We start from the raw sequence: 25,720 nt of genomic DNA, 5'->3' as shown, positions 1-25,720 counted from the left end.
CTAGGGTGCGGGGGTGAGCACAGCCCTGTACCGCCGTTATCGGCCGGAGAACTTCGCCGAGGTCATCGGGCAGGACCATGTCACCGCGCCCCTGCGGCAGGCCCTGCGCAGTGGTCAGGTCAACCACGCGTACCTGTTCTCCGGGCCGCGCGGGTGCGGCAAGACGACGTCCGCGCGCATCCTGGCGCGCATCCTGAACTGCGCGCAGAACACGGAGCAGACGCCGACGGACACCCCCTGCGGCGTGTGCCCGTCGTGCGTCGAGCTGGCGCGCGGGGGACCGGGGTCGCTCGACGTCGTGGAGATCGACGCGGCGAGCCACGGTGGTGTCGACGACGCGCGCGAGCTGCGGGAGCGCGCCACGTTCGCGCCGGCCCGCGACCGGTTCAAGATCTTCATCCTCGACGAGGCGCACATGGTCTCGCCGCAGGGGTTCAACGCCCTGCTCAAGATCGTCGAGGAGCCGCCGCCGCACATCAAGTTCGTGTTCGCGACGACGGAGCCGGACAAGGTCATCGGCACCATCCGCTCGCGCACGCACCACTACCCGTTCCGGCTGGTGCCGCCGGACGTGCTGGTGCCGTACCTGGACCAGCTCTGCGCGACCGAGGGTGTGCCCGTCGGGTCGGGTGTCCTGCCGCTCGTCGTGCGGGCCGGCGGGGGATCGGTGCGTGACACGCTCTCCGTCCTGGACCAGCTCATCGCGGGCGCCGGCGAGGGGGGCCTGGAGTACGCGGGCGCTGCCGACCTGCTCGGATACACGCAGGCGTCGCTGCTCGACGACCTGGTCGAGGCGATCGCCGCGCGGGACGGAGCCAGCGCGTTCCGCGTCGTCGACCGCGTCATCTCGACCGGGCACGAGCCACGCCGGTTCGTCGAGGACCTGCTCGAACGCCTGCGCGACCTCATCGTGATCGCCGCATCCGGAGATGCCGCTGACGCCGCGCTGCGCGACGTGCCGTCCGACCAGATGGCCAGCATGCGCGCGCAGGCCGGCCACCTGGGTGCCGCCGAGCTGTCCCGGTCCGCCGACCTGGCCAACGCGGCCCTGACCGAGATGACCGGCGCGACCTCGCCGCGGCTGCACCTCGAGCTGCTCATGGCGCGTCTGCTGCTCCCGGCCGTCGACGACGACCGCTCCGGGCTGGGCGCCCGCCTCGACCGGCTCGAGCGTGGTCTGCCGGCGGGCTCCGGCGCGCCCGTGCGCTCTGCCGACGCGTCCGGTGCTGGGGCGTCGTCGGAGGCGGGGGGACGCGACGACGCGTCGCGAGCCGCTCCCACGCCGCGGCCGGAGTCGAATCGCACAGCCCCGGCACCCCGACCGGAGTCGACCCGCTCGGCCCCCGCACCGCGGCCCGAGTCCACCCGCCCGGCCGCCACGCGGCCTGAGTCCGACGTCGTCGCGTCGGCGCCGGAGGTCTCGGCTGCTGCAGCGGACGCCGCCACGCCGGCCGATGCCACGTCGGCCGACGAGTCCTCGGTGCCGGCCACCGAATCGACCCCCTCCTCCGAAGCTGCCGGCGCTTCCGAGCCTCTCGAGGCGGCTGCTCCTCCCGCACCCGTCACGCCTCAGGCTCCCGCCGCCGCTCCGATGGCCGAGCCTGAGCGCGCTGCCGCGTCGCAGCCGTCTGCTGACCCCGGCGCCGCTGCTGACCCCGGCGCCGCTGCTGAACCCGAGTCTGCTGCCGCGCCCGACGTTGCTGCACCCGAAGTTGCTGAGCCCCAGCCTGCTGCTGCATATCAGCCGGCTGCGACGCCCGCGTCGAGCGGCGGACCGGACACGGAGATGCTCCGCCGCCGGTGGCCGGAGGTGCTCGAGACGATCAAGGGCCTGCGCCGCGTGACGTGGGCGCTCGTCGACCCTCGCAACGCGCAGGTCGCGGACCTGGACGCGACGACGCTGCGGCTGTCGTTCGACACGGCCGCGCTCGCCGCGACGTTCCGCAACGGCGGCCACCCGGACGTCGTCGCGCGCGCTGTGCGCGAGACCCTGGGCTTCGACGTGCGGGTCGAAGGTGTGCTCAAGGAGTCCGTCGACCGTGGTGGCCAGGGCCCGAGCGGGCAGGCGCCGGCCGTCGACGCCCCGGCCCCCGCGGCACCGTCGACGCCCACCGGGCCGCACGACGCCGAGGCGACGCGCCGCGCGCAGGCGTCGTGGGACGACGTCCCGCCGCCGGCCGAGCCGCCCGCCGACGACCCGGACGACCCGTGGATGACTGCGCCGCAGGACGAGGCGCCGCCGGCGGAGGGACCCGCCGGCAGCGTCGGACCGGGTACCGCCGGACCGGGCGGAAGCGCGTCGTCGTCGGGCACCGGAGCTCCGCCGTGGGACACCCCGGTCGCGCCGGGCTCCGCGCAGGGGAACGCGTCCGCACCGGCGCCCGACCAGCGGGGCGCCGCGAGCCCGCCGTCCGATCCGGGCGCCCAGTCGGCTCGCGAACGCGGCGTCGCCGCCGCAGCCGCTGCCGCCTCCGCGCGGTCGCGGGCGGTGGAGATCGACGACCCGTCACCGGACGACCCGGACATCACGTCCAGCAGCCTGGTGGGCGCGCCGCTCATCGCGCAGATGCTCGGCGGCACGGTCATCGACGAGCAGGTCGACGACCCCCGCGGCTGATCACGCTGACGGGCCGGACCATCGCTCTGCGTTTGTTCGCGCAGGTCGAACGTTCGCAGAGCGATCGCGCCAGCGGCGCAGGGATGGCGCAGACCCGAGCGGGGCGGGGGTGGTGCCGGTCAGGCGCGCGCGTTGAACTCGAGCGTCGCCACCAGCTCGCCGGACTCGACGGACGCCTCGTAGGTGACGCGCCCGTAGGCGCCGTGGGCCGGTCCGGCACCGGCGGCGATCACCGGGTCACCGGTCCTCGCGGCGTCGTCGGCGCAGGTCGTGGCCATGCTGGACGTGTCGATGGTCGACGGCCACTCGCGCGTGGCGTGCTCGAACCACGCGACCAGGTCGGCACACGCGGCGTCGGTCGCGGAGCCGGTCAGCGGGGCGACCCACCGCACCTGCACACCGGCGGGCTGGTCGCCGGCGGTCATCGTCACGGGCACACCGTCGACGGTCGTGTCCGTGGTGTCGTCGGTCGGTTGCGCGGCGACCGTGTCGGCGGCCCACCCGCTCGGGCCGCCGAAGGAGACGAGAGCCTGGGCCTGGTCCTGCGCGGGATCCGAGCCGGCGCACGAGGTGAGCACCGTGCCGGTCAGGGTCGCGACCGCCACGGCGGCCAGGAGCACGGAGGTGCGACGCACGGGATCTCCACGGGAGGCAAGGGGAACGTGAGGAGCCGAGCATCCCGCCGCACGCTGGGAAGAACCTGGGAGCGGCGTGGCGCGCGCCGGTCCGACCGCGCCCCGCACGCCGTAGGCTGGCGGACGTGTACGAGGGTGCGGTCCAGGATCTGATCGACGAGCTCGGGCGGCTGCCCGGGGTCGGTCCCAAGAGCGCGCAGCGCATCGCGTTCCACATCCTCGCGGCGGACCCGGCGGACGTGCGGCGGTTGTCGGACGCTCTCGTCGAGGTCAAGGAGCGCGTCCGGTTCTGCGAGATCTGCGGCAACGTGACGCAGGAGGACCAGTGCCGCATCTGCCGCGACCCGCGACGTTCGCCCGCGTCCATCTGTGTGGTCGAGGAGTCGAAGGACGTCGTCGCCATCGAGCGCACGCGTGAGTTCCGCGGGAAGTACCACGTGCTCGGCGGCGCCATCAACCCGATTGCGGGCGTCGGGCCCGACGACCTGCGGATCGCGCAGCTCATGTCCCGCCTGGCCGACGGCACGGTCACCGAGGTCATCCTGGCCACGGACCCCAACGTCGAGGGCGAGGCCACGGCCACCTACCTGGCGCGGCTGCTGGTCCCGATGGGACTGACCGTCAGCCGGCTGGCGTCCGGCCTCCCCGTGGGCGGAGACCTGGAGTACGCCGACGAGGTGACGCTGGGCCGCGCGTTCGAGGGCCGACGACGGATCAGCGCGTGAGTCGCACGACCGGCATGAGCGGGAGGGACGCATGAGCGAGACCTGGACGGCTGACGCCGATGTGCGGGACATCGCCCGCGCCGTCGCGGACCAGTCGCGCGACTACCTGACGACCATCACCGAGGTCGGTGCCGGGCACACGCCCGAGGCCTCGCTGCCGCTGCTGCTCCTGGCGGTCTCCGACCTGCTCGCCGCGGGCGCGCGGCTCGGCGCGACGACGGACGTCGTCCCCTCCGAGCGGTTCGAGCCCGACGTCGGCCCGGACCCGGACCTGGAACCGCTGCGCGCCGCCCTGGTCAACGCGCTCGAGGGCATCGACGACTACACGGAGGTCGTCGACCCGCTGCTGGGCGCGGACGTCGAGACGACGACGCTGTCCGGCGACCTCGTCGCCATCGCCGGTGCGCTGGCGCAGGGCCTGCGGCACTACGAGCGTGGCGGCGTCCTCGAGGCCCTGTGGTGGTGGCAGTTCTCCTACCTGTCCGACTGGGGCGAGCGCGCGTCCAGCGTCCTGCGCACGCTGCAGGTGATCCTCGGTCACCTGCGCCTCGACGTCGCCGACGACGTCGCGGCCGAGGCGGAGTACGACGCGCTGCAGCCCTGACGTCTTTCGAGAAGACGTGGCGTCGGACGGGTGGATGCGTCTAGCATCACCGCGACACACAAGAACCGGCGGACCGTTGAGAGAGACGGCGGCCGGCGACAGATGGGAAAGCACGTGGCACTTGTCGTGCAGAAGTTCGGCGGATCGTCGGTGGCGAACGCCGAGAGCATCAAGCGCGTGGCCAAGCGGATCGCCGCGGTCAAGCGCGCCGGGAACGACGTCGTCGTCGTGGTCTCGGCCATGGGGGACACCACCGACGAGCTCATCGACCTCGCCCAGCAGGTGACCCCGCTGCCCCCGCAGCGTGAGATGGACATCCTGCTCACCGCGGGGGAGCGCATCTCGATGTCGCTTCTCGCCATGGCGATCAACAACCTGGGCGTCAAGGCGAAGTCCTTCACGGGCCAGCAGGCGGGCGTCATCACCGACGCCGTGCACGGCCGGGCGCGCATCGTCGACGTGGTTCCCGTGCGCATCCGGGAGACGATCGCGCGCGGGGAGGTGGCGATCGTCGCCGGCTTCCAGGGCGTCACGCAGGAGACGAACGACGTCACCACGCTGGGTCGCGGCGGCTCCGACACGACCGCCGTCGCGCTCGCGGCGGGCCTGGGTGCCGACGTCTGCGAGATCTACACCGACGTCGACGGCGTGTTCACCGCGGACCCGCGGATCGTGCCGTCGGCCCGCAAGATCGACCACATCACCTACGAGGAGATGCTCGAGATGGCGGCCAGCGGAGCCAAGGTGCTCGTGCTGCGCTGCGTCGAGTACGCCCGGCGGTTCAGCGTCCCGGTGCACGTCCGTTCCTCGTTCTCGACCCATACCGGCACGCTTGTCCAGGGCCAGATGCCCGAAGGAGGAACCGTGGAAGAGCCGATCATCTCGGGCGTCGCGCACGACCGCTCGGAGGCCAAGATCACCGTCGTCGGCGTCCCCGACGTCCCGGGCAAGGCCGCCCGCATCTTCGAGGTCGTCGCCGGCGCGGGCGCCAACATCGACATGATCGTGCAGAACGTGTCGATGGCCGCCACGGGGCTGACGGACATCTCCTTCACCCTCCCGGCCACGGACGGGGCGCTCGCGACCACCGCCCTGACGGAGCGCCAGCCGGACATCGGCTTCTCGTCGCTGCAGTACGACGACACGATCGGCAAGCTGTCGCTCGTCGGCGCGGGCATGAAGTCGTCGCCCGGCGTCTCGGCCAAGCTGTTCGCCGCGCTGTCCGACGCAGGCATCAACATCGAGATGATCTCGACCTCGGAGATCCGCATCTCCGTGGTCACCCGGGCGGACTCGCTCGACGACGCGGTGCGCGCGGTGCACACGGCGTTCGAGCTGGACTCCGCCGAGGACCAGGCCGTGGTGTACGGAGGGACGGGACGATGAGCGGGCTGCGCGTAGCGGTGGTGGGCGCGACCGGGCAGGTGGGCGCCGTGATGCGCCGCCTGCTCGACGAGCGCGACTTCCCGGTGGGCACCATCCGGTACTTCGCCTCCGCCCGGTCAGCGGGCACGACCTTGCCGTGGCGCGGCGAGGACGTGGTGGTCGAGGACGTCGAGACGGCCGACCTGAGCGGCATCGACATCGCGCTGTTCTCCGCGGGAGGCGGGACGTCCAAGGTCCACGCGCCGAGGTTCGCCGCGGCCGGCGCCATCGTCGTCGACAACTCGTCGGCCTGGCGTCGTGACCCGAACGTGCCGCTGGTGGTCTCCGAGGTCAACCCGGAGGCGCTCGACGGCGCCGGTCAGGGCATCGTCGCCAACCCCAACTGCACCACCATGGCCGCGATGCCGGTCCTCAAGGTCCTGCACGAGGAGGCGGGCCTGCGCCGCCTCACCGTCTCGACCTACCAGGCGGTGTCCGGCAGCGGGCTGGCCGGTGCGCAGGAGCTGGACGGCCAGATCCGCGCAGCGGTCGAGCAGGACACGCTCGCGCTGGTGCACGACGGCTCGGCGGTCACGTTCCCCGACCCGGTCAAGTACGTCGCGAACATCGCGTTCGACGTGATCCCGCTGGCCGGCTCGATCGTCGAGGACGGGTTGAACGAGACCGACGAGGAGCAGAAGCTGCGCCACGAGTCGCGCAAGATCCTGGGCATCCCGGACCTGCTCGTCTCGGGCACCTGCGTGCGCGTGCCCGTCTTCACGGGGCACTCGCTGTCGATCAACGCCGAGTTCGAGCGACCCCTGTCCCCGGAGCGCGCCACCGAGCTGCTCGCCGACGCGCCGGGCGTCCAGCTCACCGACGTCCCGACGCCGCTCGCCGCGGCGGGCGCGGACCCGTCCCTCGTCGGGCGGATCCGGGCCGACGAGGGCGCGCCGGAGGGCCGCGGCCTGGCGCTGTTCATCAGCAACGACAACCTGCGCAAGGGCGCCGCGCTGAACGCGGTCCAGATCGCCGAGCTCCTGGCGACCCGCCTGGCGGAGCGAACCTCAGCCTGACGCCACGCGCGACCCCGAGACCGACCTTTACGGGCGAGACAGACCCTTGCAGGGGTCTGTCTCGCCCGTAAACCTCTGTCTCGGTGATGAGGGGGTGCGGGCGTCCCCGGCTGACTCGGGAGTGGGTGCGCTCCCACGCGAAACGTTTAAGTGTCTGGACGCTGCCTGTGAGTGGCCCAAAGGTGGGGGACGACCAGCCGTCTGCTCGTCGTCACGCACCGGAGCGGGACTGCCAGCCGACGGGGGTCTTCGAGCACCTCCGACACCGTCCGCCTCGGCACGCCGACGGGCGGGCGGACCGCACCCGCGACGAGGCGGGCGGTCCGGCAGCGCAGAAAGGTACGCCTGATGTCCCCATCGAACCGCCGGCGATACGCCAGGGTGGCCACGGCCACCCTCGGGGTGTCGTCGCTGCTGGCGATCTGCGGCATGCAAGCCGCGCACGCCGCACTCCAGGCCGCCGTCCCGGCGACCATCGCCGTCCCCGCGGCGGCCCCCGTCGCCACGGCCGACGGTGAGTACACGCAGCGATTCCTGACGATGTACAAGAAGATCAAGGACCCGGCCAACGGGTACTTCAGCCCGCAGGGCATCCCGTACCACTCGGTGGAGACCCTCATCGTCGAGGCCCCCGACTACGGTCACGAGACCACGTCCGAGGCCTACTCGTACTGGCTGTGGCTCGAGGCCCTCTACGGCCAGGTCACGCAGGACTGGGCGCCGCTGAACCACGCGTGGGACACGCTCGAGAAGAACATGATCCCGACGAGCGCGGACCAGCCCACGAACTCGTTCTACAACCCCAACAGCCCGGCGACGTACGCGTCGGAGTACAACACCCCGGCGCAGTACCCGTCGGCCCTCGACAGCGGCGTTAAGTCCGGCGTCGACCCGATCGCCAACGAGCTGAAGAGCACGTACGGCACCTCCGACGTCTACGGCATGCACTGGCTCGCCGACGTCGACAACAAGTACGGGTTCGGCGCCACGCCGGGCGCGGGCTGCGAGCTCGGCCCGAGCGCGACCGGCACGTCCTTCATCAACACCTTCCAGCGCGGCCCGCAGGAGTCGGTCTGGGAGACCGTCCCGCAGCCGTCGTGCGACGAGTTCAAGTACGGCGGCAAGAACGGCTACCTGGACCTGTTCACCAAGGACTCGTCGTACGCCAAGCAGTGGAAGTACACGGACGCCCCCGACGCCGACGCGCGCTCGGTCGAGGCCGTCTACTGGGCCAACCAGTGGGCGACGGCCCAGGGCAAGCAGGCGGACATCGCCGGCACGGTCGCGAAGGCCACCAAGATGGGTGACTACCTGCGGTACGCCCTGTTCGACAAGTACTTCAAGACCGTCGGCTGCACCTCGCCGTCCTGCCCTGCGGGCACGGGCAAGGACAGCGAGCACGGCCTCCTGAGCTGGTACTACGCCTGGGGCGGCGCGCTCGACTCGTCGGCCGGCTGGGCCTGGCGCATCGGGTCGTCGCACGCACACTTCGGGTACCAGAACCCGCTGGCGGCATGGGTGCTCTCGAGCGACCCGACGATGACGCCGAAGTCGGCGACCGCCAAGTCCGACTGGAGCTTCTCGCTGGGCCGCCAGCTCGAGTTCTACAAGTGGCTGCAGTCGTCCGAGGGCGGCATCGCCGGTGGCGCCACCAACAGCTGGGACGGCGCGTACGCGACGCCTCCGGCGGGCACGCCCACGTTCTACGGCATGGGTTACACCGAGGCTCCCGTCTACAACGACCCGCCGTCGAACCAGTGGTTCGGCATGCAGGCCTGGGGCATGGAGCGCGTCGCGGAGCTGTACTACGCGTCGGGCAATGCGGACGCCAAGGCGATCCTCGACAAGTGGGTCCCCTGGGCGGTCGCCGGCATCAAGGTCAGCGGCAACGACTGGTCCATCCCGTCCGACCTGACGTGGTCGGGCAAGCCCGACACCTGGAGCAAGGCCAACCCCGGCACCAACGCCGGTCTGCACGTGACCGTGAAGAGCTCGGGCCAGGACGTCGGCGTCGCCGGTGACCTGTCGCGCACGCTGCTGTTCTACGCCGCCAAGGCGAAGGACACGGCGGTCCAGGCCAAGGTCAAGTCGCTGCTCGACGCGATCTGGAACTCCGACCAGGACTCGCTGGGCGTCTCGACGACGGAGACCCGCACGGACTACGCGCGGTTCGACGACCCGTACGTGGCCGGCGGCAACGGCGTCTACATCCCGTCGGGCTGGACGGGCACCATGCCCAACGGCGACGCCATCAAGCCGGGCGTCAGCTTCCTGGACATCCGCTCCTGGTACAAGAAGGACCCGCAGTGGTCCAAGGTCCAGGCGTACCTGGACGGTGGCGCCGCGCCGTCGTTCAACTACCACCGGTTCTGGGCCCAGACGGCCGTCGCCGGCGCCATGGCGGACTACGACCGCCTGTTCGGCGGCACCACGCCGACGACGGACACGACGGCGCCCTCGGTGCCGTCGGGTCTGACGGGCACCACGACGTCGACGTCCGCGTCGCTGACGTGGACGGCGTCGACGGACAACACGGGTGGGTCGGGCCTCGCGGGCTACGACATCTACCGGGGCACGACGAAGGTCGGTTCCTCGACCACGGCGTCGTACACCGACACGGGCCTGACGGCCTCGACCGCGTACTCGTACACGGTCCGGGCCAAGGACGTGGCGGGCAACGTCTCGGCGGCGTCGTCGGCGCTCGCGCTGACCACGAAGTCCGGGACGACGACGGACACGACGGCGCCCTCGGTGCCGACGGGCCTGACGGCCGGCACGGTCACGGACACCTCGGTGGCCCTGACGTGGACGGCGTCCACCGACGCGGGCTCCGGCGTGGCCGGGTACGACGTCTACCGGGGCACCACCAAGGTGGGCTCGTCGACGACCGCGTCGTACACCGACACGGGCCTGACGGCCTCGACCGCGTACTCGTACACGGTCCGGGCCAAGGACGTCGCGGGCAACGTCTCGGCGGCCTCGTCGGCGCTGGCCGTGACGACCAAGTCCGGCACGACAGCGGACACGACGGCGCCCTCGGTGCCGACGGGTCTGGCCGGGACGACGACGGAGACGTCGGCGACGATCACCTGGTCGGCGTCCACCGACGCGGGCTCCGGCGTGGCCGGGTACGACGTCTACCGGGGCACGACGAAGGTCGGATCCTCGACCACCACGTCGTACACCGACGCGGGCCTGACGGCCTCGACCGCGTACTCGTACACGGTCCGGGCCAAGGACGTCGCGGGCAACGTCTCGGCAGCCTCGGCCGCCCTGGCGCTGACCACCAAGACGCCCCAGACCGCCAGCTCCTGCAAGGTCAGCTACACGACCAGCGACTGGAACTCCGGCTTCACGGCGTCGGTGAAGATCACCAACACCGGCACCACGGCGATCAACAGCTGGAACCTGGGCTTCTCGTTCGCCGCGGGCCAGAAGGTCACCCAGGGCTGGAGCGCCAACTGGACGCAGACCGGCGCGGCCGTCTCCGCCACGGGCATGTCGTGGAACTCCACGCTGGCCCCCGGCGCGAGCACGGACATCGGCTTCAACGGCTCCCACTCGGGCCAGAACCCGAAGCCGACCGCGTTCACCCTCAACGGAGCAACCTGCACCATCGGCTGATTGATCCGCTGACTCACCCGGAAGCCCGGTCCCGCACCACGCGGGGCCGGGCTTCCGGCTGTCTGCGCCGAGCTCAGAAGGGGCGGAGCGCGACGAGCGCCGCTCCCACAGGCACGGGCGCACCCAAACGGGCCTCGTCACGATGATCGCAAGGCAGAGTGCAGGGCGACCAGGGAGCCCGCGAACACTCGCCGCAGGGGGACAGCACAGCGTCCAAGACGACACGAGCTCGACCGCGTGGGCAACCCTCGGCTACGTCTTTGACCTCGGTCGTTCACTCATCCCGACTCCACAGCCGTAGGGTCCAGACCGCATCGGGTATCTGGCTACTCTGATTGTCGACACAGCACTTCAGGCAAGGAGGACAGATGCGACCAGGTACCCGACGCGACAGCCCGCACCGGGGCTGCGTCTTCGGGACGCGCTCGGTAGGCATCCTCGCCCTCGCCCTCGTCGCCGTTGCGTCGGGACTTCTCGGGGGCTGCTCAAGCGATCTGGGTCTCCGGGCGGCGGAAGACGTGCGGACGAAGGCCTACGGAGGCCAGAGCCGCGTGGACCTCGCCGTTGCGGTCCACAGCACCCTCGCAGGCCAGGCCCTGGCCGACACCGCGACCGACGCCATCGCGGAGGTCGGTGCATTCGTCACCGCGACCGACATGACGAGTTCCGGCGTGGAGCTCACCGTGGAGTTCTTCGCGACCGCGTCGAGCGGTGGCGGACTTTTCGTGCACGACGCCAATCGGCGGCTCTGCGTCCGGCTGACGGTGACTCCCGGTGCTACTCCGCCGTCGACGATGGTCGACGCCGACTGCGTGGAAGAACGTCCCCCCGGCTATCGGGACGTCGACCTCTGAGCCGGCGAAGACTGGGACCATGGCTGCATGAGTGCGAGACCAGACGTGACCACGCTCGAGCTGGTCGGGGGAGTGGAACCGCTCGTCGTCGGCCTGCACGCGTACGACGAGGGCTGGGTGGATCGCTACCTGGAGCACCGCGATCGGATCGCAGCGGCGCTCGCAGCGTCGGACGTCGAGATCGAGCACATCGGCTCGACGTCGGTGCCCGGTCTGGCGGCCAAGCCGATCGTCGACATCGTCGTCGCGGTGCCGGACATCACGGCGGAGGAGGACTACCTCGACCCGCTGCTGGCTGCCGGGTACGTGCTGCGCATCCGCGAGCCAGGCCACCGCCTGGTCCGCACACCGGAGCGCGACGTCCACGTGCACGTCTACGAGCGCGGCGACGTCGCGATCGACGAGTACCTACTGCTGCGCGACCACCTGCGCCGGGACGCCGACGACCGCGGACTGTACGAGGACACCAAGCGGGCGCTGATGGCGCAGGCCTGGAGCGACATGAACGCCTACGCCGATGCGAAGACCGCAGTCGTAGTCGCCATTATCGGCAGGGCGCGCACGCGATCCGCCTGACCGGGCGCGGTGCCGAATCGGACTGCGCCCGGCAGAAGCAAAGATCGGCCGTCGCGCTGATCGCCCGAAGGGGCGCCGTTCTCAGTGACCAGCGCGGTGCGCAACCTCCGGACCAGACGGAGTGGGATGTCCGTCGCGACCTCCCAGTGCCCGAACTAGGACCCTCGAGTGGATGCAGTGGCTCCGCCGATGCCGGAGTGGGGTCGGCGGAGCCACTCGATGTCAATCGGTCATTGAAGCTTCCTGAGCGCGTCCGTCAAGACCTGGCCATACAGTTGGTAGCCCTCGATCTTGGGGTGGAATGACTGCTGCGAGGGCATTTTGCCACCCTCTCCAGGCGTGCCATTCAGCAAAATTCCGTGTACGTCCTCCGGAGTTCCGCAGATGGCCTTCCCGGAAAAGTAGGTCTGAGGATTCATGGCGTTGACGAACGTTTTTCCTCCAGGCGCAGCGCGGTCGATGTCATTCACACGATCCGCCGCGACGGAAATCTGCTCCTGCAGGATGTCGGCCAGGTAATTGAGAGTTCGATGGTCGGATGCGCTGAGCCCCAAGGAACATTCGCCCGCCGGTCCACTCAGGAGTTCCGGGTAGCCCATGATCATGATTTGCGCATTTGGGGCTTTGGTGCGAATTGCTTTGAGCGCCAGCACGATACTATCCGTGACCGGGCCCGTGATGTGTGCTGGCTCGTTGCGAACAATTATGTCGCACCGTGGAAGGAGAGTGCACTTTGTGACGATCGGGCCGAACTGAGCGTCATTCCCGCCGATCGACATTGTCACCAGAGTGGTGTTCTCGTCGAGGAACCCCTGGTCGAGCTGGGGTAGTTCGCTGTGTTGACCCTCGCTGGGTAGACCCTCCGCGTCCTTCGTCCCGCTGGGCAGAACGTTCCTGACCACCGCGCCGGAGCAGGCAAGCAGGTGGTAGTCGAGCGACACGTCCAGTGCGTCGGCGCGAGCCCCGATTGGCGTCGCGGAGTCCGTTAACTGGGCCACTCGCGACCAGGTATAAGGAGAGCGGTGGCAGTTGTCCTGCAGGCGCTCGTTGCCGAAAAAGTCGGTCTCCGCGTAGTAAGACGATGTGGCCGCGCCAGCAACCGTGCCACCTTCACCTGAAGAGTAAGAGTCGCCAAGTGCGACTACGATGTTCTTAGGCTTGGCAGGCAACGGCTCGAAGGCGACAGCGTCGAACGCTATATCCTCGTTCTTTGGATCTCTGACCTCTCCGCTCGCGTCTTCTGCGTCACCGTCGAGAGTTACCGTACTCAAATCGATGCTCGGTGTGCCGTTTACCTGGAAGACTCCGAGAGAAACCCAGCCGTTCTTCATCGTCCGCTGAAGGATTGTCCGCTTCTTCGGTTGCCCGTATCCCAGGTTTATCGTGTACGTCGCCTGGCGGGTATGTGCTCCGAGCGAAGGCAGGTGCACCAGCACCCGCGCCCACTGGTTCAGCGGTCGGTCGAGCTTCCATGTCCCCTTGATGGCCATCGAGTTGTCGCGCACATTCGAGTTTCTTGTGTGCGCGAACCAGAAATGACCGCCGTATCCTCCGCCGATTTGGTGTAGGTCGGACTTCGATGGCTTCGTGCCGTCGGGCCGACCGTTGAATAGGAACGTAAACGTGCCCGAACTGCTTGAGGCTTGGCACCTTGGCACGGGTGTTCCTGTGGGGATGTCATCGATCACGAGCGCATTCGCTGGCAGGCCCGCACGGGTGCAGGCGGGTGGGTACGAGTCGCCGTCCGCCTGGTATGCGTAGCCGACGGAGAAGCGAAGGAACGGCCGACCGCAATCCAGATCGCAATTCGTCTTCCAGGTCGTGTTCCAGTGCACCCAGCACTTGCCGTCATACTGGCCGGATGGATTCTTGTGCCCACACGCACCCCATCTGATCCAGACGCCATCGTACGAGTAATTGTCGTCACTCGGGTTGCACTGATTTGCAGCAACGCAGAACGCGTCGCTGGGGGGTTGTACCGATCGCCTATTCTTCGGCGCTGTGTCGGACGTGCCGTTCCACGTCGCGGGCCGGAACGCGGGAACCTCTACTCCGGGTGACTCGAAGAGGCTGGGCGGGTATGCAGCGAAACCGAGGACGCGCTCCTGGTAGGGCCAGTCTCCCGGGTGTGTGAAGTCGTTGGGATTCTCGCCGAAGGATCCACGGCCGGCCATGAACCTAGGGTTGATAGGATTGTTAAGCCATCCGAGGCCCCAGGCGCCGTTGTTGCCTTCGGAATTCTTCGCAGCCTCGGGGTGGAAGCCCGAATTGTATGCCCACAGAGCGTAGTACCAGTTCTCGATGCGGGCCGGGTTGCCATCGTTGATGGTGACGCCCGCGGCACCGGTCTCGTTCCACTTTGTCTCGAGGATCTGCAGACTAGCGGCCACGTTGGCAGCAAAGTCTAGGGCGATGGCACGCTGCTGAGCTGTCGTCCGGACCGTCGTGTCTGTCGGGAGGCGCATCGCCTCTCGCCGCATGCCGTCGGTGACCTGACCAATCCCGTAGCCGCAATCGGCCGCGTTCCAGTCAATAGCCCACTTCTCGTCGGCTGTGGGCAGGGTCGAATCCTGGCCCCAGTACCGCCCGACAAGTGGGTTCGCGGTCAGACCCGGGGCTGCGTATCCCGGTGTCATCCACAGGTTCGATTCTTGAGCGAATAGACCAAGTAGTACTTGTGACGGCACGCCAGTGGTCGAGGGCTTACCGGCGGAGTCAGTGAGGGTGATGTTCGGAAACATTCCCTGCGGCGTGTACGCGGGAAGGCCCCAGCTCTTGTAGTTCGCTGGACGTGCGACGTTCAGCGCGCCATTGACGGCTTGGTTGACTGCCCACTCGACCTGACGCGGCTTTGGCTGCAGGGCCTGGTTGCGCGGGTCATTCATGGGAACTGAGCACGCACGCTCGGCCTCGATGGGGTTCGACGAACTTCCTGCAGGCTGTTCCCCTTGCGCCGCGGCCGCTGCGGACGAGCGCGTCGTGTCTGCCGACTTGCCCGCGTCGACGCCGGTGGGCGTGACCCTGGTTGCGTCTGGAACAGACGCTTGGGACGGTGGCGATGCGCCGGCCGCGAGCCCGCTCTGGTCCCCAGCGGTCGAGATCGAGTTGGGGCGCACGGAGAGCGCCCCCGACTCGCCCGTAGCGACACTGCGGACGGACAGGTCGATGAGCGCCGACGGAACGGTCGGGTCGAGCTGAGTGTCTGAGACCGGGAGACCCGAGACGTCGATGGACTCGACCGAAATGGTGGCCTCACCCAATATGGTCGCGGCCGAATCGGTCGGAGCCTCCGTCATGGTCACCGTCGCCGGGACGTCCCCGACGGTCTCGCTTTCACCGGTGACTAGGACCTTCCCGGTCGCACTTGCGGTGATGTCGACCTCGTCTAAGGCACCGACGGCGAACGGTTTGGGAGCCTTCGCCGGGGCGGCGGTCTTGATGCGCCGCCGATCAAGTCGGTGAACGCTCGCGCGACCCCGCTCATGATCCAGGTAGACGACTCCGCCGGAGTAATCGCGGGTCAATCCGTAGGGCGCTGAGGTGGCGGGGGTGAGCTGCTCGAGCCTCCCGGCATTTCCCACTTTGACGACGCTCAGGCCCGCGGCAGCCACGATCCCGTCGCTTGTCAGGATGGCGCTCGTCACCTGACCCCCGACCTCGATCGGGGGCGCCACCGTAGCTGCCACGGCGTCTACCTTCACGAGGCGCGTCGCTTCGATCTCCTCACCTCCAGCAACTGTCAAGAGGGCGTCCTCGCCCAGGCCGCAGGACGGAGTGAACGACGATAGGCTGCTCAGGACCGGTAGGCGACGGACTTCGCCCGTGCTGAGGTCGACCACCGATGTGAAAGCACCTCGATCGCTGAGATCCGCGCTGTTGGTGAACCCGCGCGGCGCGTACGTGACGACGAGCCGCCTTCCGGACGCGGTGGCGCATGCGTTCCCGATCCAGCGATCGGTCTGCAGACCTTCCTGTGACAGGGTCGCGACGGTCTCCCAGGCGTAGCCGTCCTTGCCTGCAGCCTTCAGCACGTTAAGGCCGTTCGCATCACCCGCGAGCATCCAAGCGACATCCTTCGACTTCCTCCACGACTTGCCCAGCACCGCGCCGCGACGCGCTTCGGGTAGCGCAGTTGGGCCGTTGCTGTGACGCGTACGTAGCGGCTCGAGGTCCGGCGCAGCCTCTGGCAATGATGAGTGACTGGGCGCGGGAGCCGCCTGAACCGCCCCTCCACCGAAAGTCGTCAGCAGCAACGACCACACGGCCAGAGTCGCGACGATCCACAGGGATCGGCTGCCCCACTCGTTGGCCCCTCCGAGCGCGCACCGATTCGGCATATGTCCCCCTGATGCTTCTTGGCCCGTCCGCCCCGTCGGCAGATGGCGAAGGCCCCCCGCAACCTACAAGTAAGGAGTCCGAATTGTGAAGAGTTGAGAACACCCGATGCGATCCATCGCCCGAGGGTGCGGTCCACAGGTGAAGTGCCCCGCAGGCGGGAGGCTGCGCCGCCTGGTTGGCGTCGTTGCCGCTGCGTCGCAAGTCTGTCGTGGGCTGCTCGAGCGACCGGGGTCCCGGGGCGGCGGCAGAGGTGCGGACGACGGCCGCGGGGGCCAGAGCCACGTGGGCCTTCGCGTTGCAGACGACAACAGCCCGGCCGCCGCCTATCCCAATTATTGGCCAACGAATTCGTGGTGCGACCGCGAAAATACCTCCGCAGTCGCACCACGAATCTGTTTCAGAGAATCGTGCCGTGACGATTGTGCGACCACGCCACCTTACGATGAACCAGGCGCCACTCCTCAGATCGAGAAGTTAGGACGCGCTGTAGGACGCGGTCTTTCCACCGACGGCACTTGAATTGGTCGAGTTCCACACACCGACCCTCAGTGTCGCGTCCGATCCGATCATCTTGCTCCACCCGGACAGCTCACCAGTCCAGAGATAGATTGAGTACTGATGGACCCAACCAACGTTTCCTGCGCTAATGTAGCGGTCGAAAACCATGTTGTCCGCAGTGTTGTACATGATTTCCGTCTTCGTGTAGCGCATCCACGACGCGTGGCATTTTGCTGAATAGCGTAGTTCCAAATGCACCTGAAGGTAGCTCATTTCGCGGACGGTTGTAGCGCCTGACGAGCATCCGTAGGATTGTGGGTCTTTTCCGCTACAACCCGTGTACGTGCAGGTTGCCGCGTAAGACGAAGAAGTTGGCCCGGCGATCGTGAATCCGAGGGCCATTGCGATGCAAAACGCCAGCGCGCCCGGCCGCCGTAGTGCTCGAAGTGCGGTTAGCATTCTCTCAACTCCTTTGTGAAGGTTGGCGGAACTTCTGTGGAATTGGTTGGAAGTTCGCCGGGTTGAATTCCGGAATGGGCTGCACCCCGTCGTTGCCCGAGGTACGCAGTGACCGTAGACGAAGGTCCGACATGTCGGGTTCGGAAGATGCTGTGATCTTGGCCACACGCGCGCGCCCTGGTTGTGCTGTAGTGGGTTCTGACCCACTGACTCCGCCACGGGTGGGGGGCTGGGCCCGGCATCGTCCCGCGCGTACGTGCCTCCGTGGGCAATTCGCGGCAGGTGCCTCGATGTCAAGTCGGAAGAAGATCGTCCGTCGCGGGGCGGGCGCGGGCGCAATTGAACCTGTAGGAGTTGCGCTTCAGTCTGAGCGCACGCGACCGGGGACCGCAGCGGCCCCCGAGCCGCGAGCGAGATCCTGCGCGACGTCACCCTCAACGCCGCGCGCGGCCACTAGCCCACCGGCAAACTCAGACTCCAACGACAAACGCCCGGACCTGCAGATCCGTAGGCCCGAGCGTCCGCGATTTACTGAGACATCACACTGTCGGGGTGGCGGGATTTGAACCCACGACCTCTTCGTCCCGAACGAAGCGCGCTACCAAACTGCGCCACACCCCGTGGAGCCTTGCAAGGATAGCCGACGCGACCCTCACTCGCGAAATCGAGATCGTCAGGCGGCGGTCAGGGTGAGGAGGGTCGCCTCCGGGCGGCAGGCGAACCGGACCGGTGCGTAGGGGGAGGTGCCTAGGCCGGCGCTGACGTGCAGCCAGGTGGAGTCGGCGCCGCCGGTGCGGTCTGGGCGCGGGCCGGGCCAGCCGGACAGGCCCTTGGCGCGGCTCGTGTCGAGGTCGCAGTTGGTGACCAAGGCCCCGTACAGCGGCACCGCGAGCTGGCCGCCGTGCGTGTGCCCGGCGATCATCAGGTCCACGCCGTCGTCGTGCATGGCCTGCAGCACGCGGCGGTAGGGGGCGTGCGTGACGCCCAGCTGCAGGTCCACCGGCTCGGACCCCGTGCGGGGGTCGTCGGGCCCCCCGGCGGCCGGGTAGTCGTCGCGGTCCAGGTGCGCGTCGTCCGTGCCGACGAGCGCGATGCGGCGCCCGTCGATCTCGACGACGTCGCGCCGGTTGGTCAGGTCGACCCAGCCGGCCGACGTCATGCGTGACACCAGCTCGCGCCACGGCAGCTCCCGGTGCTGCGCGTGCGTCCCACGCCTGGCGTCGGGCAGCAGGTAGCGCGCGGGGTTCTTGGGGACCGGCGCGATGTAGTCGTTGGAGCCGAGCACGAACGCGCCCGGGCCGGCGAGGTGCGGTTCCAGGGCGCGCAGCAGCGGCCCCATCGACTCTCGGTGCGACCAGTTGTCGCCCGTGTCGATGACCAGATGCGGGTTCAGCGAGGCCAGGTCCCGGACCCAGTCCACCTTGCGGTGCTGGTCCGGCATCAGGTGCAGGTCCGACAGGTGCAGGATCCGCAGGTCGGGCTGACCGGCCGGCAGCACCGGGACCGTCACCTCGCGCAGGGTGTACCAGCGGACCTCGACCAGGCTCGCCCAGGCGAGCGCGCCCAGTCCGGCCAGGGCCAGCCCGCCCGCCGCGGCCGCGGCACGGGCTGTCGGTGAGCTCGTCATCGCTTGCCGGGGCCGCCCTTGTCCTTGCCGTTCCCCTTGCCGCCGTCGTTCTGGCCCGGCTTCGGGTTCTGGTTCTGGCCGTCCTGGTTGTTCTGGTCCTGGTTCTCCGGCGGCTTGACCTGCGAGCCGTCGGAGATCTGCAGCGAGATGTACGTGTTCTTGGGTGCGGAGCCTGACGGGCTCTGCGACGCCACGGTCCCTGCGGGCTTGTCGGACGCCACGGGGGTCGTGTCGATGCTCACCTTGAACCCGGCACTCTCAAGGATCGCCTTCGCGTCGCCCGCCGAGCGGCCAACGACGTAAGGGACGTAGACCTTCTTCCCGTACAGCTCGTCCGAACCTGCCTTGGTGAAGTCGGGGTTGTCTTCGCCCTTGCGGATGCTGGTCATGAAGCGAGACCAGGTGGGGGCGGCGATCGACGACCCATACATGCGGCGGATGTAGGTGCCGGCCACCGTCACGTCCTTCATCGGCTTGAACTCGTTCGGGTAGCCGACCCATACGGCGGCGGAACGTGCTGGGGTGTAGCCGACGAACCAGGTGTCCTCGTTCTCGCTCGTGGTGCCCGTCTTGCCCGCGGTCGCAAACGAGGGCTTTGCGACGCCCTTCGCGGTGCCCTCCCACACGTGGCTCAGGCCCTCGTTCATCGCGTTGGCGATGCGAGACTCGAGCTCGCGGTGACAGTTGGCGGACGGCACCTTGAACTTCTTGCCGGACGCGTTCGTGACCGTGCTGATCGCGATGGGGTCGCAGTAGATGCCGCCAGAAGCGAAGGCTGCGAAAGCGTTGGCCATGGTGAGCGGCGCGACCGACTGTGATCCGATGATGTTGGCGGGGAACGGGTCGAAGTCGCCAGTGCCGGCTGCGCCACCGGCCTTGTGCACACCGAGCTCGCTGGCGCCCTTCATGATGTCGCAGAGGTCGAGCTGCTTACCCATCTCGGCGTAACCGCTGTTGACGGAGTTCTTGGTCGCGTCTTGAACGGTCATGAACCCGCCCTGCCCCTCCGAGTTGTGCAGGTTCCACTTGCTCGAGGGAAGCTTGGCGCCGCAGGCGGTGAACTGGTCGGTGTTGTAGTCCTTGCGCAGACGACCGTCGATCCGGTCGTTCAGACTGTGACCGTCCTTGAGCCACTGGAGAAGCGTGAACGGCTTGAAGGTCGAGCCTGGCGGGAAGCCTGATGCGCTGCCGTACTCGTTGTCAGCGTTCCAGTTGACTGCGGTCTCACGCTTGCCGTGCTCACTCGTGTTGTTGTAGACCCGGTTCTCCGCCATCGCGGTGATTTTGCCCGTGCCGGGCTCCACGACCACGATCGACGAACCGATACCCGTCTTGTCCTTGACGGGGACGCCCTTCTTGACCTGCTTGTCCGCGGCCTTCTGCTCCTTCGGAATGATCGTCGTCTTGATCGTCAGGCCCCCGCGGTTGAGCGCGGCAAGCCGGTCGGCTCGTGTCTTGCCGAGCGACTTCATGTCGTTTGCGACCACCTTGGTGACGTAGTCGCAGAAGAAGCCCGAGCCGGCGACGGCGGATGCGGAGGCCATGCACCCGCGGGTTGAGGTCTGGACCTTGAGGGTGTCCTTGAGCGGCGTCGCGATGCCCTTGTCGTACTCAGCGGTCGTGATGTATCCCTGCTGCTCCATGAGCTTGAGGACGGTGTCGCGGCGATCCTGCGAGTCCTTGGGGTTGCGCGTGGGATCCCACGCAGTGGGCGAGCGCGTGATGCCGGCGATGGTCGCGGCCTGCAGGTAGTTCAGCTTCTTGGCCGACGTGCTGAAGTACTTCTGCGCGGCCGTCTCGACGCCGTAGAGGTTGATGCCGAACTGGGCGATGTTGAGGTACTTCTCGAGGATCTCCTTCTTGGACCACTTCTGCTCGAGGGAGATCGCCAGCTTGGCCTCGCGCAGCTTGCGCGCCACGCCCTCGGTGCCGTCAGCGCCGCGCGCGTCCTCGAGCGCGGCCTTGCGCTCGGCCTCCGTCGGCTTGTTGAGCGCCTGCTCGATCAGCACGTTCTTGATGTACTGCTGCGTCAGGGTCGAGGCACCCTCCTTCGAGTCGCTCAGCGCGCCCTTGGCGGCGGCGCGCAGCATGCCCGTCGGGTCGATGCCGGCGTGCTCGTAGAAGCGCTTGTCCTCGGTCGCGATTACCGCGTCCTGCATGATCGGCGCGATGTCGTCGATGCCGACGACCTCACGATCCTCGTCGTAGAACGTCGCCAGCACGGTCTTGCCGTCGGCCGCCAGGATCGTCGACTTCTGCGGCAGCGAGCTCTCCGCGAGCTCCGTCGGCAGCTCGTCGAACGTCTCCGTCGTCATGTTGGTGACGCCCTTGGCGACGGCCGCACCCGGCAGGATCAGGCCCGCCGCGAGCACGCCACCGACCACGGCGACCAGGACGAAGGACAGCAGGAGGGCCAACGCCTGACCGGCGTTGACCTTGCGTCCACGGGAGCGTGCAGGGTTCGGCATGCCGTCAGGTTAGTCGGGGGTGCTGTGTCGTCTCCCAGGTTTCGCCCGACGAACATCGACCTCCACCGGACCTGCACACGCCCGGCGCTTCGCCCGCGGGTCCAGCAGACGAAATGACCCGAACGGGGTCTAGCCATGGTCAACGTCCGACCAATACCTTCCTCGTGCAGCACGTTACGAGGAAGACCGTGCGGCCACGTCGCACCGGTGTTCCGGGGCAGGGGGAGAGGAAGTCGGCATGGTCGACGGACAGTTCGACGGTCACTGGACGGCCGAGGCCGCGTGCGGCAAGGGGGCGATCAACCCCGAGGCCTTGTTCGTCGAGGGCAACGCGCAGCGGGAGGCCCGGGCCGTGTGCCTGACGTGCCCCGTGCGCCTCGAGTGCCTGGCCGACGCGCTCGACAACAAGATGGACTTCGGTGTGTGGGGCGGCATGACCGAGCGGGAGCGCCGCGCTCTGCTGCGTCGTCGGCCCGAGGTGCGGTCGTGGCGCTCCGAGCTGGTGACGCAGGGATCGCCGGCACTCGTGACCACCTGAGCGGACCGGCCGGAGCGGACCGGCGGCCCGCGGCACTAGGGTGACGCCATGGCACAGCAGCAGTGGGAGTACGCGACCATTCCGCTCATCATCCACGCCACCAAGGCGATCCTGGACCAGTGGGGCGCAGACGGCTGGGAGCTCGTCCAGGTGGTGCAGGGACCCGACGCGGGCCTCGTCGCCTACCTCAAGCGCCCGAAGCAGGCCTGATGTCCGCGGCCGAGCGGCTCGCCGGCCTCGGTCTCGAGCTGCCCGCGGCCGCCGCGCCCGTCGCGGCGTACGTGCCGGCGGTGCGGACCGGCGTGCACGTCCACACCAGCGGTCAGCTGCCGTTCGTCGCGGGCTCGCTGGGCACCACGGGCAAGGTGGGCGCGGACGTCACGCCCGACGAGGCCCAGGCGCTGGCCCGCACCTGCGCCCTGAACGCCCTCGCGGCCGTCGCGGCGCTCATCGAGTCCGAGGGCGGCCCGTCGGGCGCCGCCGCGCTCGACCGGATCGTGCGCGTCGTCAAGGTCGTCGGCTTCGTCGCGAGCGACCCGTCGTTCACCGGCCAGCCCGGCGTGGTCAACGGCGCCAGCACCCTGCTGCACGACGTCCTCGGCGCGGCCGGCGTGCACGCGCGGTCGGCGGTCGGCGTCGCGGTCCTCCCGCTGGACTCGCCGGTCGAGGTCGAGATCGTCGTCGAGACGGCCTGAGCGACGAGTCAGCGGGCGCGGCGCTCCAGGCGGTCGACGTCCAGCAGGACGACGGCACGACCCTCGCGGCGCACCCAGCCGCGGGCGGCGAAGTCGGCCAGTGCCTTGTTGACGGTCTCGCGCGACGCCCCGACGAGCTGCGCGAGCTCCTCCTGCGTGAGGTCGTGAGCCACGCGGATGCCCTCGTCGACCGTCTCTCCGAACCGGGTGGACAGGTCGAGCAGCGCCTTGGCGACGCGGCCGGGGACGTCGGAGAACACCAGGTCCGCCAGCGCCTCGTTGGTGCGGCGCAGGCGGCGGGCCAACGCCTGCAGCAGCTGCTGCGCGACGGCGGGCCGCTCCTGCAGCCAGCCGACGAGCTCGCTGTGCCCGAGCTCGAGGACCACGGCGTCGGCCACGACGCTCGCGGTGGCGGTGCGGGGGCCCGGGTCGAACAGCGACAGCTCGCCGAACATCTCGCCCGGACCGAGCACGGCGAGCAGGTTCTCGCGGCCGTCGCTGGACCGGCGGCCCAGCTTGATCTTGCCGTCGCGCACGACGTAGAGCCGGTCGCCCGGCTCGCCCTCGTGGAACAGCACGTCCCCGCGCGTCAGCTCGATCGGCTTCATCGTCGCGACGAGCAGCGCCGCGGCCTCCGGCTCGAGCCCGGCGAACAGCGGGGCGGCCAGCGCGATGTCGTCTGCCACGATGAACCTCACCTTCCCAGCCGTCCGCGCTCGCGTGACGGCGTCCTCACCGACCGCACGGGGCCGGTGGCCGGGGCGGTGCTCTGCCGGACTTCTCGCTGGTCAGCGGGACGTCCGAGGACCAGTCTGCCCCATCAAGGGTGTCAGCCGCGGCTCAGCGGCTGTGTCAGCCACGCCGCGGTCGCCGCCGGGTCCGTCGCCAGGCTGCCGATGAGGCGGTCGGTCGCCGTCCGCAGCGCCTCCTGGACGCCCGCCTCGTACCGGGCGAGCTGAGCGTCCAGCGCCCGCAGGTCGGTGAGCCTGTCCACGTGGGAGTCGCCCCCGAGGACCTCGCCGAGCTGGCTCGGACGCGGCACGTCGAGACCGACCTCCAGCGGCAGGTGGAACGCAATGCCCTCGCCCAGCGGCTGGGGCTGAGCGGCGGCCGCGACGGCCAGGTCCATGCGTGCCTTGACCAACCGGCGCCACCAGCCCACTCGGGCCTGCTCGGCGCGCAGGGCACGACGGTCGAGACGCAGGTCGCGGACGTTGCGCGCGACGAGTGGACTCATGGAAGAAGCCTCCTGGGGTCTGCATCCCGATTCGGACAGTTCCGGCGAGGTCTTGAGCCGGACCGCCCGATGGCCTGCAGCATCACCCCTTGGGAGCAATGTGGGAGGCCGGACGTACGCTGCGTCTCGTGACAGTCGAGCCGGCAACTGAGAGCGACCTCGCCCGGACGCGCCGCGCGCGCCGCATCGACCGCGCGCTCGCCGAGCGGTACCCGGACGCGCACTGCGAGCTCGACTTCCGCGACCCCTTCGAGCTGCTGGTCGCCACCGTCCTGTCCGCCCAGACCACGGACGTGCGCGTCAACCTGACCACGCCCGTGCTGTTCGCGCGCTATCCCGACGCGGCCTCGCTCGCCGCGGCGTCGCCCGACGACCTCGAGGAGATCCTGCGGCCGACCGGCTTCTTCCGGGCCAAGGCCCGGTCGGTCACGGGACTGTCGCGTGCGCTCGTCGAGCAGCACGGCGGGCAGGTGCCCGGTCGCCTCGAGGACCTGGTGAAGCTGCCCGGCGTGGGGCGCAAGACGGCCAACGTGGTGCTCGGCAACGCGTTCGGTGTCCCCGGCATCACCACGGACACGCACGTCATGCGGCTGTCGGCGCGGCTCGGCCTGACGACGAGCGACGACCCGCTCGTCGTCGAGAGGGACCTGTGTCAGCTGCTGCCGCGCAAGGACTGGACGATGGCGTCGCACCGGCTGATCTTCCACGGGCGGCGTACGTGCTTCGCGCGGCGGCCGGCGTGCGGTGCGTGCCCGATCACCGCGCTGTGCCCGTCGGCGGGCATCGGCGAGCGCGACCCGGTCAAGGCCGCGGCGATGCTGAAGGGGTGAGCCGTCAGGCGGGAACGGGGGCGACGGTCGCCAGCCAGTCCAGCAGCAGCGCGGTGACGCGCGCGGGGTCCTGCTCGGCGGGGAAGTGGCCGGCGTCCGGCAGCAGCTCGTAGCGGTACGTGCTGGCGACACGGGCCGCAGTGGCCGACGAGAGCGGTGCTCGGGCGGCTGAGCGCAGCCCGTCGAGGCCGCCGTGGATCTGCAGTGCCGGTCGGGGAGTCGCTTCCTCGAGCCCCGCGACGTACCGTCGCCCGTCCATCCGCGGCTGCGAGCGCACCAACCAGCGCAGCTGCTGGAGCTGGGAGTGCGCCGCGAACGGGATGCGGGCCGCGTCGTGATACGTCCGCCGGGCGCCCTCGTCGCACCAGGCGTTCCCGCCCCACTCGTCGAGCATCCGGTCGACCAGCGAACCCTCGACCATCGCGCGTTCGGGCGCGGACGGGAGCTGCAGGTAGGCGAGCAGGCGGGCCGCGCGGGCGCGGTACGCGTTGTGCGGGTGCGCGCGCAGGTCCAGCGGGTGCGGCGCGGCGAGCGCGGCGACGGCCGTCGTCACGTCGGGCTGCAGCGCGCCCATCGCCCACGCGATCTCGCCGCCCGTGCCCTGCCCGACGACGACCGCACCGCGCGAGCCCAGCGAACGGATGACGCCCGCGACGTCGTACGCGAGCGTCGGGACGTCGTACCCCTGCGGTGGCTTGTCCGAGCCGCCGCTGCCGCGCACGTCCAACGCCGCCACGCGGTAACCGGCGTCTGCGAGCGCGGGGATCTGGTGCCGCCAGGCCCACCACAGCTGCGGGACGCCGTGGAGCAGCACCACGAGCGGCGCGTCGCGGTCGTCGGGACCGGCCACGGCTGCGTGGAAGCGGCCGCCGTTGGCGGCGACGAACCGGTGCTGCCAGGGCCCGTCGAACAACAACGTGGCGGAGTCGACCGTGCTCATCGAGTGTGAACCTA

Annotated in this window: 20 protein-coding genes and 1 tRNA gene; 12 read left to right on the top strand and 9 right to left on the bottom strand. The window is 69.4% G+C overall.

The window, feature by feature from the left end; translation table 11 throughout:
* Window positions 1-13 precede the first annotated feature (13 nt).
* Window positions 14-2,617, top strand: coding sequence for a DNA polymerase III subunit gamma and tau (locus IC607_RS02180; protein WP_191785342.1), 2,604 nt, complete (start codon window positions 14-16; stop codon window positions 2,615-2,617).
* 119 nt (window positions 2,618-2,736) lie between these two features.
* Here the strand turns inward: IC607_RS02180 and IC607_RS02175 are convergent, their stop codons facing one another.
* Window positions 2,737-3,252 carry a hypothetical protein gene (locus IC607_RS02175; RefSeq protein WP_191785341.1) on the bottom strand — a complete coding sequence of 172 codons (516 nt, stop codon included), beginning with the start codon at window positions 3,250-3,252 and terminating at the stop codon, window positions 2,737-2,739.
* Between the two features lie 125 nt (window positions 3,253-3,377).
* Between IC607_RS02175 and recR the strand changes: the two genes are divergently transcribed.
* The 7 genes from recR to IC607_RS02140 all read left to right on the top strand — a co-directional run bounded on the left by recR (window position 3,378) and on the right by IC607_RS02140 (window position 12,076).
* A complete protein-coding gene (recR, locus tag IC607_RS02170) occupies window positions 3,378-3,977 on the top strand; it encodes a recombination mediator RecR (protein ID WP_191785340.1) in 600 nt (199 codons plus the stop codon).
* Between the two features lie 31 nt (window positions 3,978-4,008).
* On the top strand, window positions 4,009-4,581 hold the full coding sequence (locus IC607_RS02165; RefSeq protein WP_191785339.1) for a DUF5063 domain-containing protein: 573 nt from the start codon (window positions 4,009-4,011) through the stop codon (window positions 4,579-4,581).
* A 114-nt stretch (window positions 4,582-4,695) separates the two neighbouring features.
* Window positions 4,696-5,967, top strand: a complete 1,272-nt coding sequence (locus tag IC607_RS02160; RefSeq protein WP_191785338.1) for an aspartate kinase — start codon at window positions 4,696-4,698, stop codon at window positions 5,965-5,967.
* Entirely contained in the window at window positions 5,964-7,022 is a 1,059-nt protein-coding gene (locus IC607_RS02155) for an aspartate-semialdehyde dehydrogenase (RefSeq protein WP_191785337.1), read from the top strand. The genes IC607_RS02160 and IC607_RS02155 overlap by 4 nt, the downstream gene beginning before the upstream one ends.
* 348 nt (window positions 7,023-7,370) lie before the next feature.
* Window positions 7,371-10,646, top strand: coding sequence for a glycoside hydrolase family 48 protein (locus IC607_RS02150; protein ID WP_191785336.1), 3,276 nt, complete (start codon window positions 7,371-7,373; stop codon window positions 10,644-10,646).
* 518 nt (window positions 10,647-11,164) lie between these two features.
* Window positions 11,165-11,500 carry a hypothetical protein gene (locus tag IC607_RS02145; RefSeq protein ID WP_191785335.1) on the top strand — a complete coding sequence of 112 codons (336 nt, stop codon included), beginning with the start codon at window positions 11,165-11,167 and terminating at the stop codon, window positions 11,498-11,500.
* 27 nt (window positions 11,501-11,527) lie between these two features.
* Window positions 11,528-12,076: a GrpB family protein gene (locus tag IC607_RS02140; protein ID WP_191785334.1), complete on the top strand. Its 549-nt coding sequence runs from the start codon at window positions 11,528-11,530 to the stop codon at window positions 12,074-12,076.
* 230 nt (window positions 12,077-12,306) lie between these two features.
* Here the strand turns inward: IC607_RS02140 and IC607_RS02135 are convergent, their stop codons facing one another.
* The 5 genes from IC607_RS02135 to IC607_RS02115 form a co-directional block, all read right to left on the bottom strand.
* Window positions 12,307-16,137, bottom strand: coding sequence for a GDSL-type esterase/lipase family protein (locus tag IC607_RS02135; RefSeq protein WP_191785333.1), 3,831 nt, complete (start codon window positions 16,135-16,137; stop codon window positions 12,307-12,309).
* A gap of 751 nt (window positions 16,138-16,888) precedes the next feature.
* Window positions 16,889-17,314, bottom strand: coding sequence for a DUF2690 domain-containing protein (locus IC607_RS17755; RefSeq protein WP_225224433.1), 426 nt, complete (start codon window positions 17,312-17,314; stop codon window positions 16,889-16,891).
* Between the two features lie 604 nt (window positions 17,315-17,918).
* Window positions 17,919-17,992: transfer RNA gene (locus tag IC607_RS02125), tRNA-Pro, on the bottom strand.
* Between the two features lie 52 nt (window positions 17,993-18,044).
* Complete coding sequence (locus tag IC607_RS02120; RefSeq protein ID WP_191785331.1) at window positions 18,045-18,998, bottom strand: metallophosphoesterase; 954 nt, start codon at window positions 18,996-18,998, stop codon at window positions 18,045-18,047.
* Window positions 18,995-21,466: a transglycosylase domain-containing protein gene (locus tag IC607_RS02115; RefSeq protein WP_191785330.1), complete on the bottom strand. Its 2,472-nt coding sequence runs from the start codon at window positions 21,464-21,466 to the stop codon at window positions 18,995-18,997. Before IC607_RS02115 ends, IC607_RS02120 begins: the two co-directional genes overlap by 4 nt.
* A 238-nt stretch (window positions 21,467-21,704) precedes the next feature.
* Between IC607_RS02115 and IC607_RS02110 the strand changes: the two genes are divergently transcribed.
* From IC607_RS02110 to IC607_RS02100, 3 genes are read left to right on the top strand one after another with little or no spacing between them, the layout of a single operon-like run.
* Complete coding sequence (locus IC607_RS02110; RefSeq protein ID WP_191785329.1) at window positions 21,705-22,004, top strand: WhiB family transcriptional regulator; 300 nt, start codon at window positions 21,705-21,707, stop codon at window positions 22,002-22,004.
* A 48-nt stretch (window positions 22,005-22,052) separates the two neighbouring features.
* Window positions 22,053-22,214: a hypothetical protein gene (locus IC607_RS02105; protein WP_191785328.1), complete on the top strand. Its 162-nt coding sequence runs from the start codon at window positions 22,053-22,055 to the stop codon at window positions 22,212-22,214.
* On the top strand, window positions 22,214-22,699 hold the full coding sequence (locus tag IC607_RS02100; RefSeq protein WP_191785327.1) for a RidA family protein: 486 nt from the start codon (window positions 22,214-22,216) through the stop codon (window positions 22,697-22,699). Before IC607_RS02105 ends, IC607_RS02100 begins: the two co-directional genes overlap by 1 nt.
* Before the next feature lie 8 nt (window positions 22,700-22,707).
* Here the strand turns inward: IC607_RS02100 and IC607_RS02095 are convergent, their stop codons facing one another.
* Together IC607_RS02095 and IC607_RS02090 are read right to left on the bottom strand one after the other, a co-directional pair.
* On the bottom strand, window positions 22,708-23,385 hold the full coding sequence (locus IC607_RS02095) for a Crp/Fnr family transcriptional regulator (protein WP_191785326.1): 678 nt from the start codon (window positions 23,383-23,385) through the stop codon (window positions 22,708-22,710).
* A 143-nt stretch (window positions 23,386-23,528) separates the two neighbouring features.
* Window positions 23,529-23,936 (bottom strand): hypothetical protein, encoded by a 408-nt coding sequence (locus IC607_RS02090; protein WP_191785325.1) that lies wholly within the window; start codon window positions 23,934-23,936, stop codon window positions 23,529-23,531.
* 98 nt (window positions 23,937-24,034) lie between these two features.
* On the opposite strand from IC607_RS02090, the gene nth reads away from it, so the two are divergent.
* Window positions 24,035-24,766 carry an endonuclease III gene (gene nth, locus IC607_RS02085; protein ID WP_191785870.1) on the top strand — a complete coding sequence of 244 codons (732 nt, stop codon included), beginning with the start codon at window positions 24,035-24,037 and terminating at the stop codon, window positions 24,764-24,766.
* A gap of 4 nt (window positions 24,767-24,770) precedes the next feature.
* Here nth and IC607_RS02080 read toward each other — a convergent pair whose 3' ends face one another.
* Window positions 24,771-25,706: an alpha/beta fold hydrolase gene (locus IC607_RS02080; RefSeq protein ID WP_191785324.1), complete on the bottom strand. Its 936-nt coding sequence runs from the start codon at window positions 25,704-25,706 to the stop codon at window positions 24,771-24,773.
* Between the last annotated feature and the right edge of the window lie 14 nt (window positions 25,707-25,720).

The sequence above is a fragment of the Cellulomonas sp. JH27-2 genome (genome assembly GCF_014837175.1).
Classification (GTDB): Bacteria; Actinomycetota; Actinomycetes; order Actinomycetales; family Cellulomonadaceae; genus Cellulomonas.
The sequence above is the reverse complement of the archived record's forward strand: the minus strand, read 5'-3'. Positions and strand labels throughout refer to the sequence as shown.

Excerpts from the sequence above, each read along its gene's own strand:
- IC607_RS02165 (WP_191785339.1), top strand. The coding sequence starts at position 4,009 with ATGAGCGAGACCTGGACGGCTGACGCCGATGTGCGGGACATCGCCCGC.
- IC607_RS02155 (WP_191785337.1), top strand. The coding sequence starts at position 5,964 with ATGAGCGGGCTGCGCGTAGCGGTGGTGGGCGCGACCGGGCAGGTGGGC.
- IC607_RS02150 (WP_191785336.1), top strand. The coding sequence starts at position 7,371 with ATGTCCCCATCGAACCGCCGGCGATACGCCAGGGTGGCCACGGCCACC.
- IC607_RS02140 (WP_191785334.1), top strand. The coding sequence starts at position 11,528 with ATGAGTGCGAGACCAGACGTGACCACGCTCGAGCTGGTCGGGGGAGTG.
- IC607_RS02135 (WP_191785333.1), bottom strand. The coding sequence starts at position 16,137 with ATGCTCGCGGGTGATGCGAACGGCCTTAACGTGCTGAAGGCTGCAGGC.
- IC607_RS17755 (WP_225224433.1), bottom strand. The coding sequence starts at position 17,314 with ATGGCCCTCGGATTCACGATCGCCGGGCCAACTTCTTCGTCTTACGCG.
- IC607_RS02120 (WP_191785331.1), bottom strand. The coding sequence starts at position 18,998 with ATGACGAGCTCACCGACAGCCCGTGCCGCGGCCGCGGCGGGCGGGCTG.
- IC607_RS02115 (WP_191785330.1), bottom strand. The coding sequence starts at position 21,466 with ATGCCGAACCCTGCACGCTCCCGTGGACGCAAGGTCAACGCCGGTCAG.
- IC607_RS02110 (WP_191785329.1), top strand. The coding sequence starts at position 21,705 with ATGGTCGACGGACAGTTCGACGGTCACTGGACGGCCGAGGCCGCGTGC.
- IC607_RS02105 (WP_191785328.1), top strand. The coding sequence starts at position 22,053 with ATGGCACAGCAGCAGTGGGAGTACGCGACCATTCCGCTCATCATCCAC.
- IC607_RS02100 (WP_191785327.1), top strand. The coding sequence starts at position 22,214 with ATGTCCGCGGCCGAGCGGCTCGCCGGCCTCGGTCTCGAGCTGCCCGCG.
- IC607_RS02090 (WP_191785325.1), bottom strand. The coding sequence starts at position 23,936 with ATGAGTCCACTCGTCGCGCGCAACGTCCGCGACCTGCGTCTCGACCGT.
- nth (WP_191785870.1), top strand. The coding sequence starts at position 24,035 with ATGTGGGAGGCCGGACGTACGCTGCGTCTCGTGACAGTCGAGCCGGCA.
- IC607_RS02080 (WP_191785324.1), bottom strand. The coding sequence starts at position 25,706 with ATGAGCACGGTCGACTCCGCCACGTTGTTGTTCGACGGGCCCTGGCAG.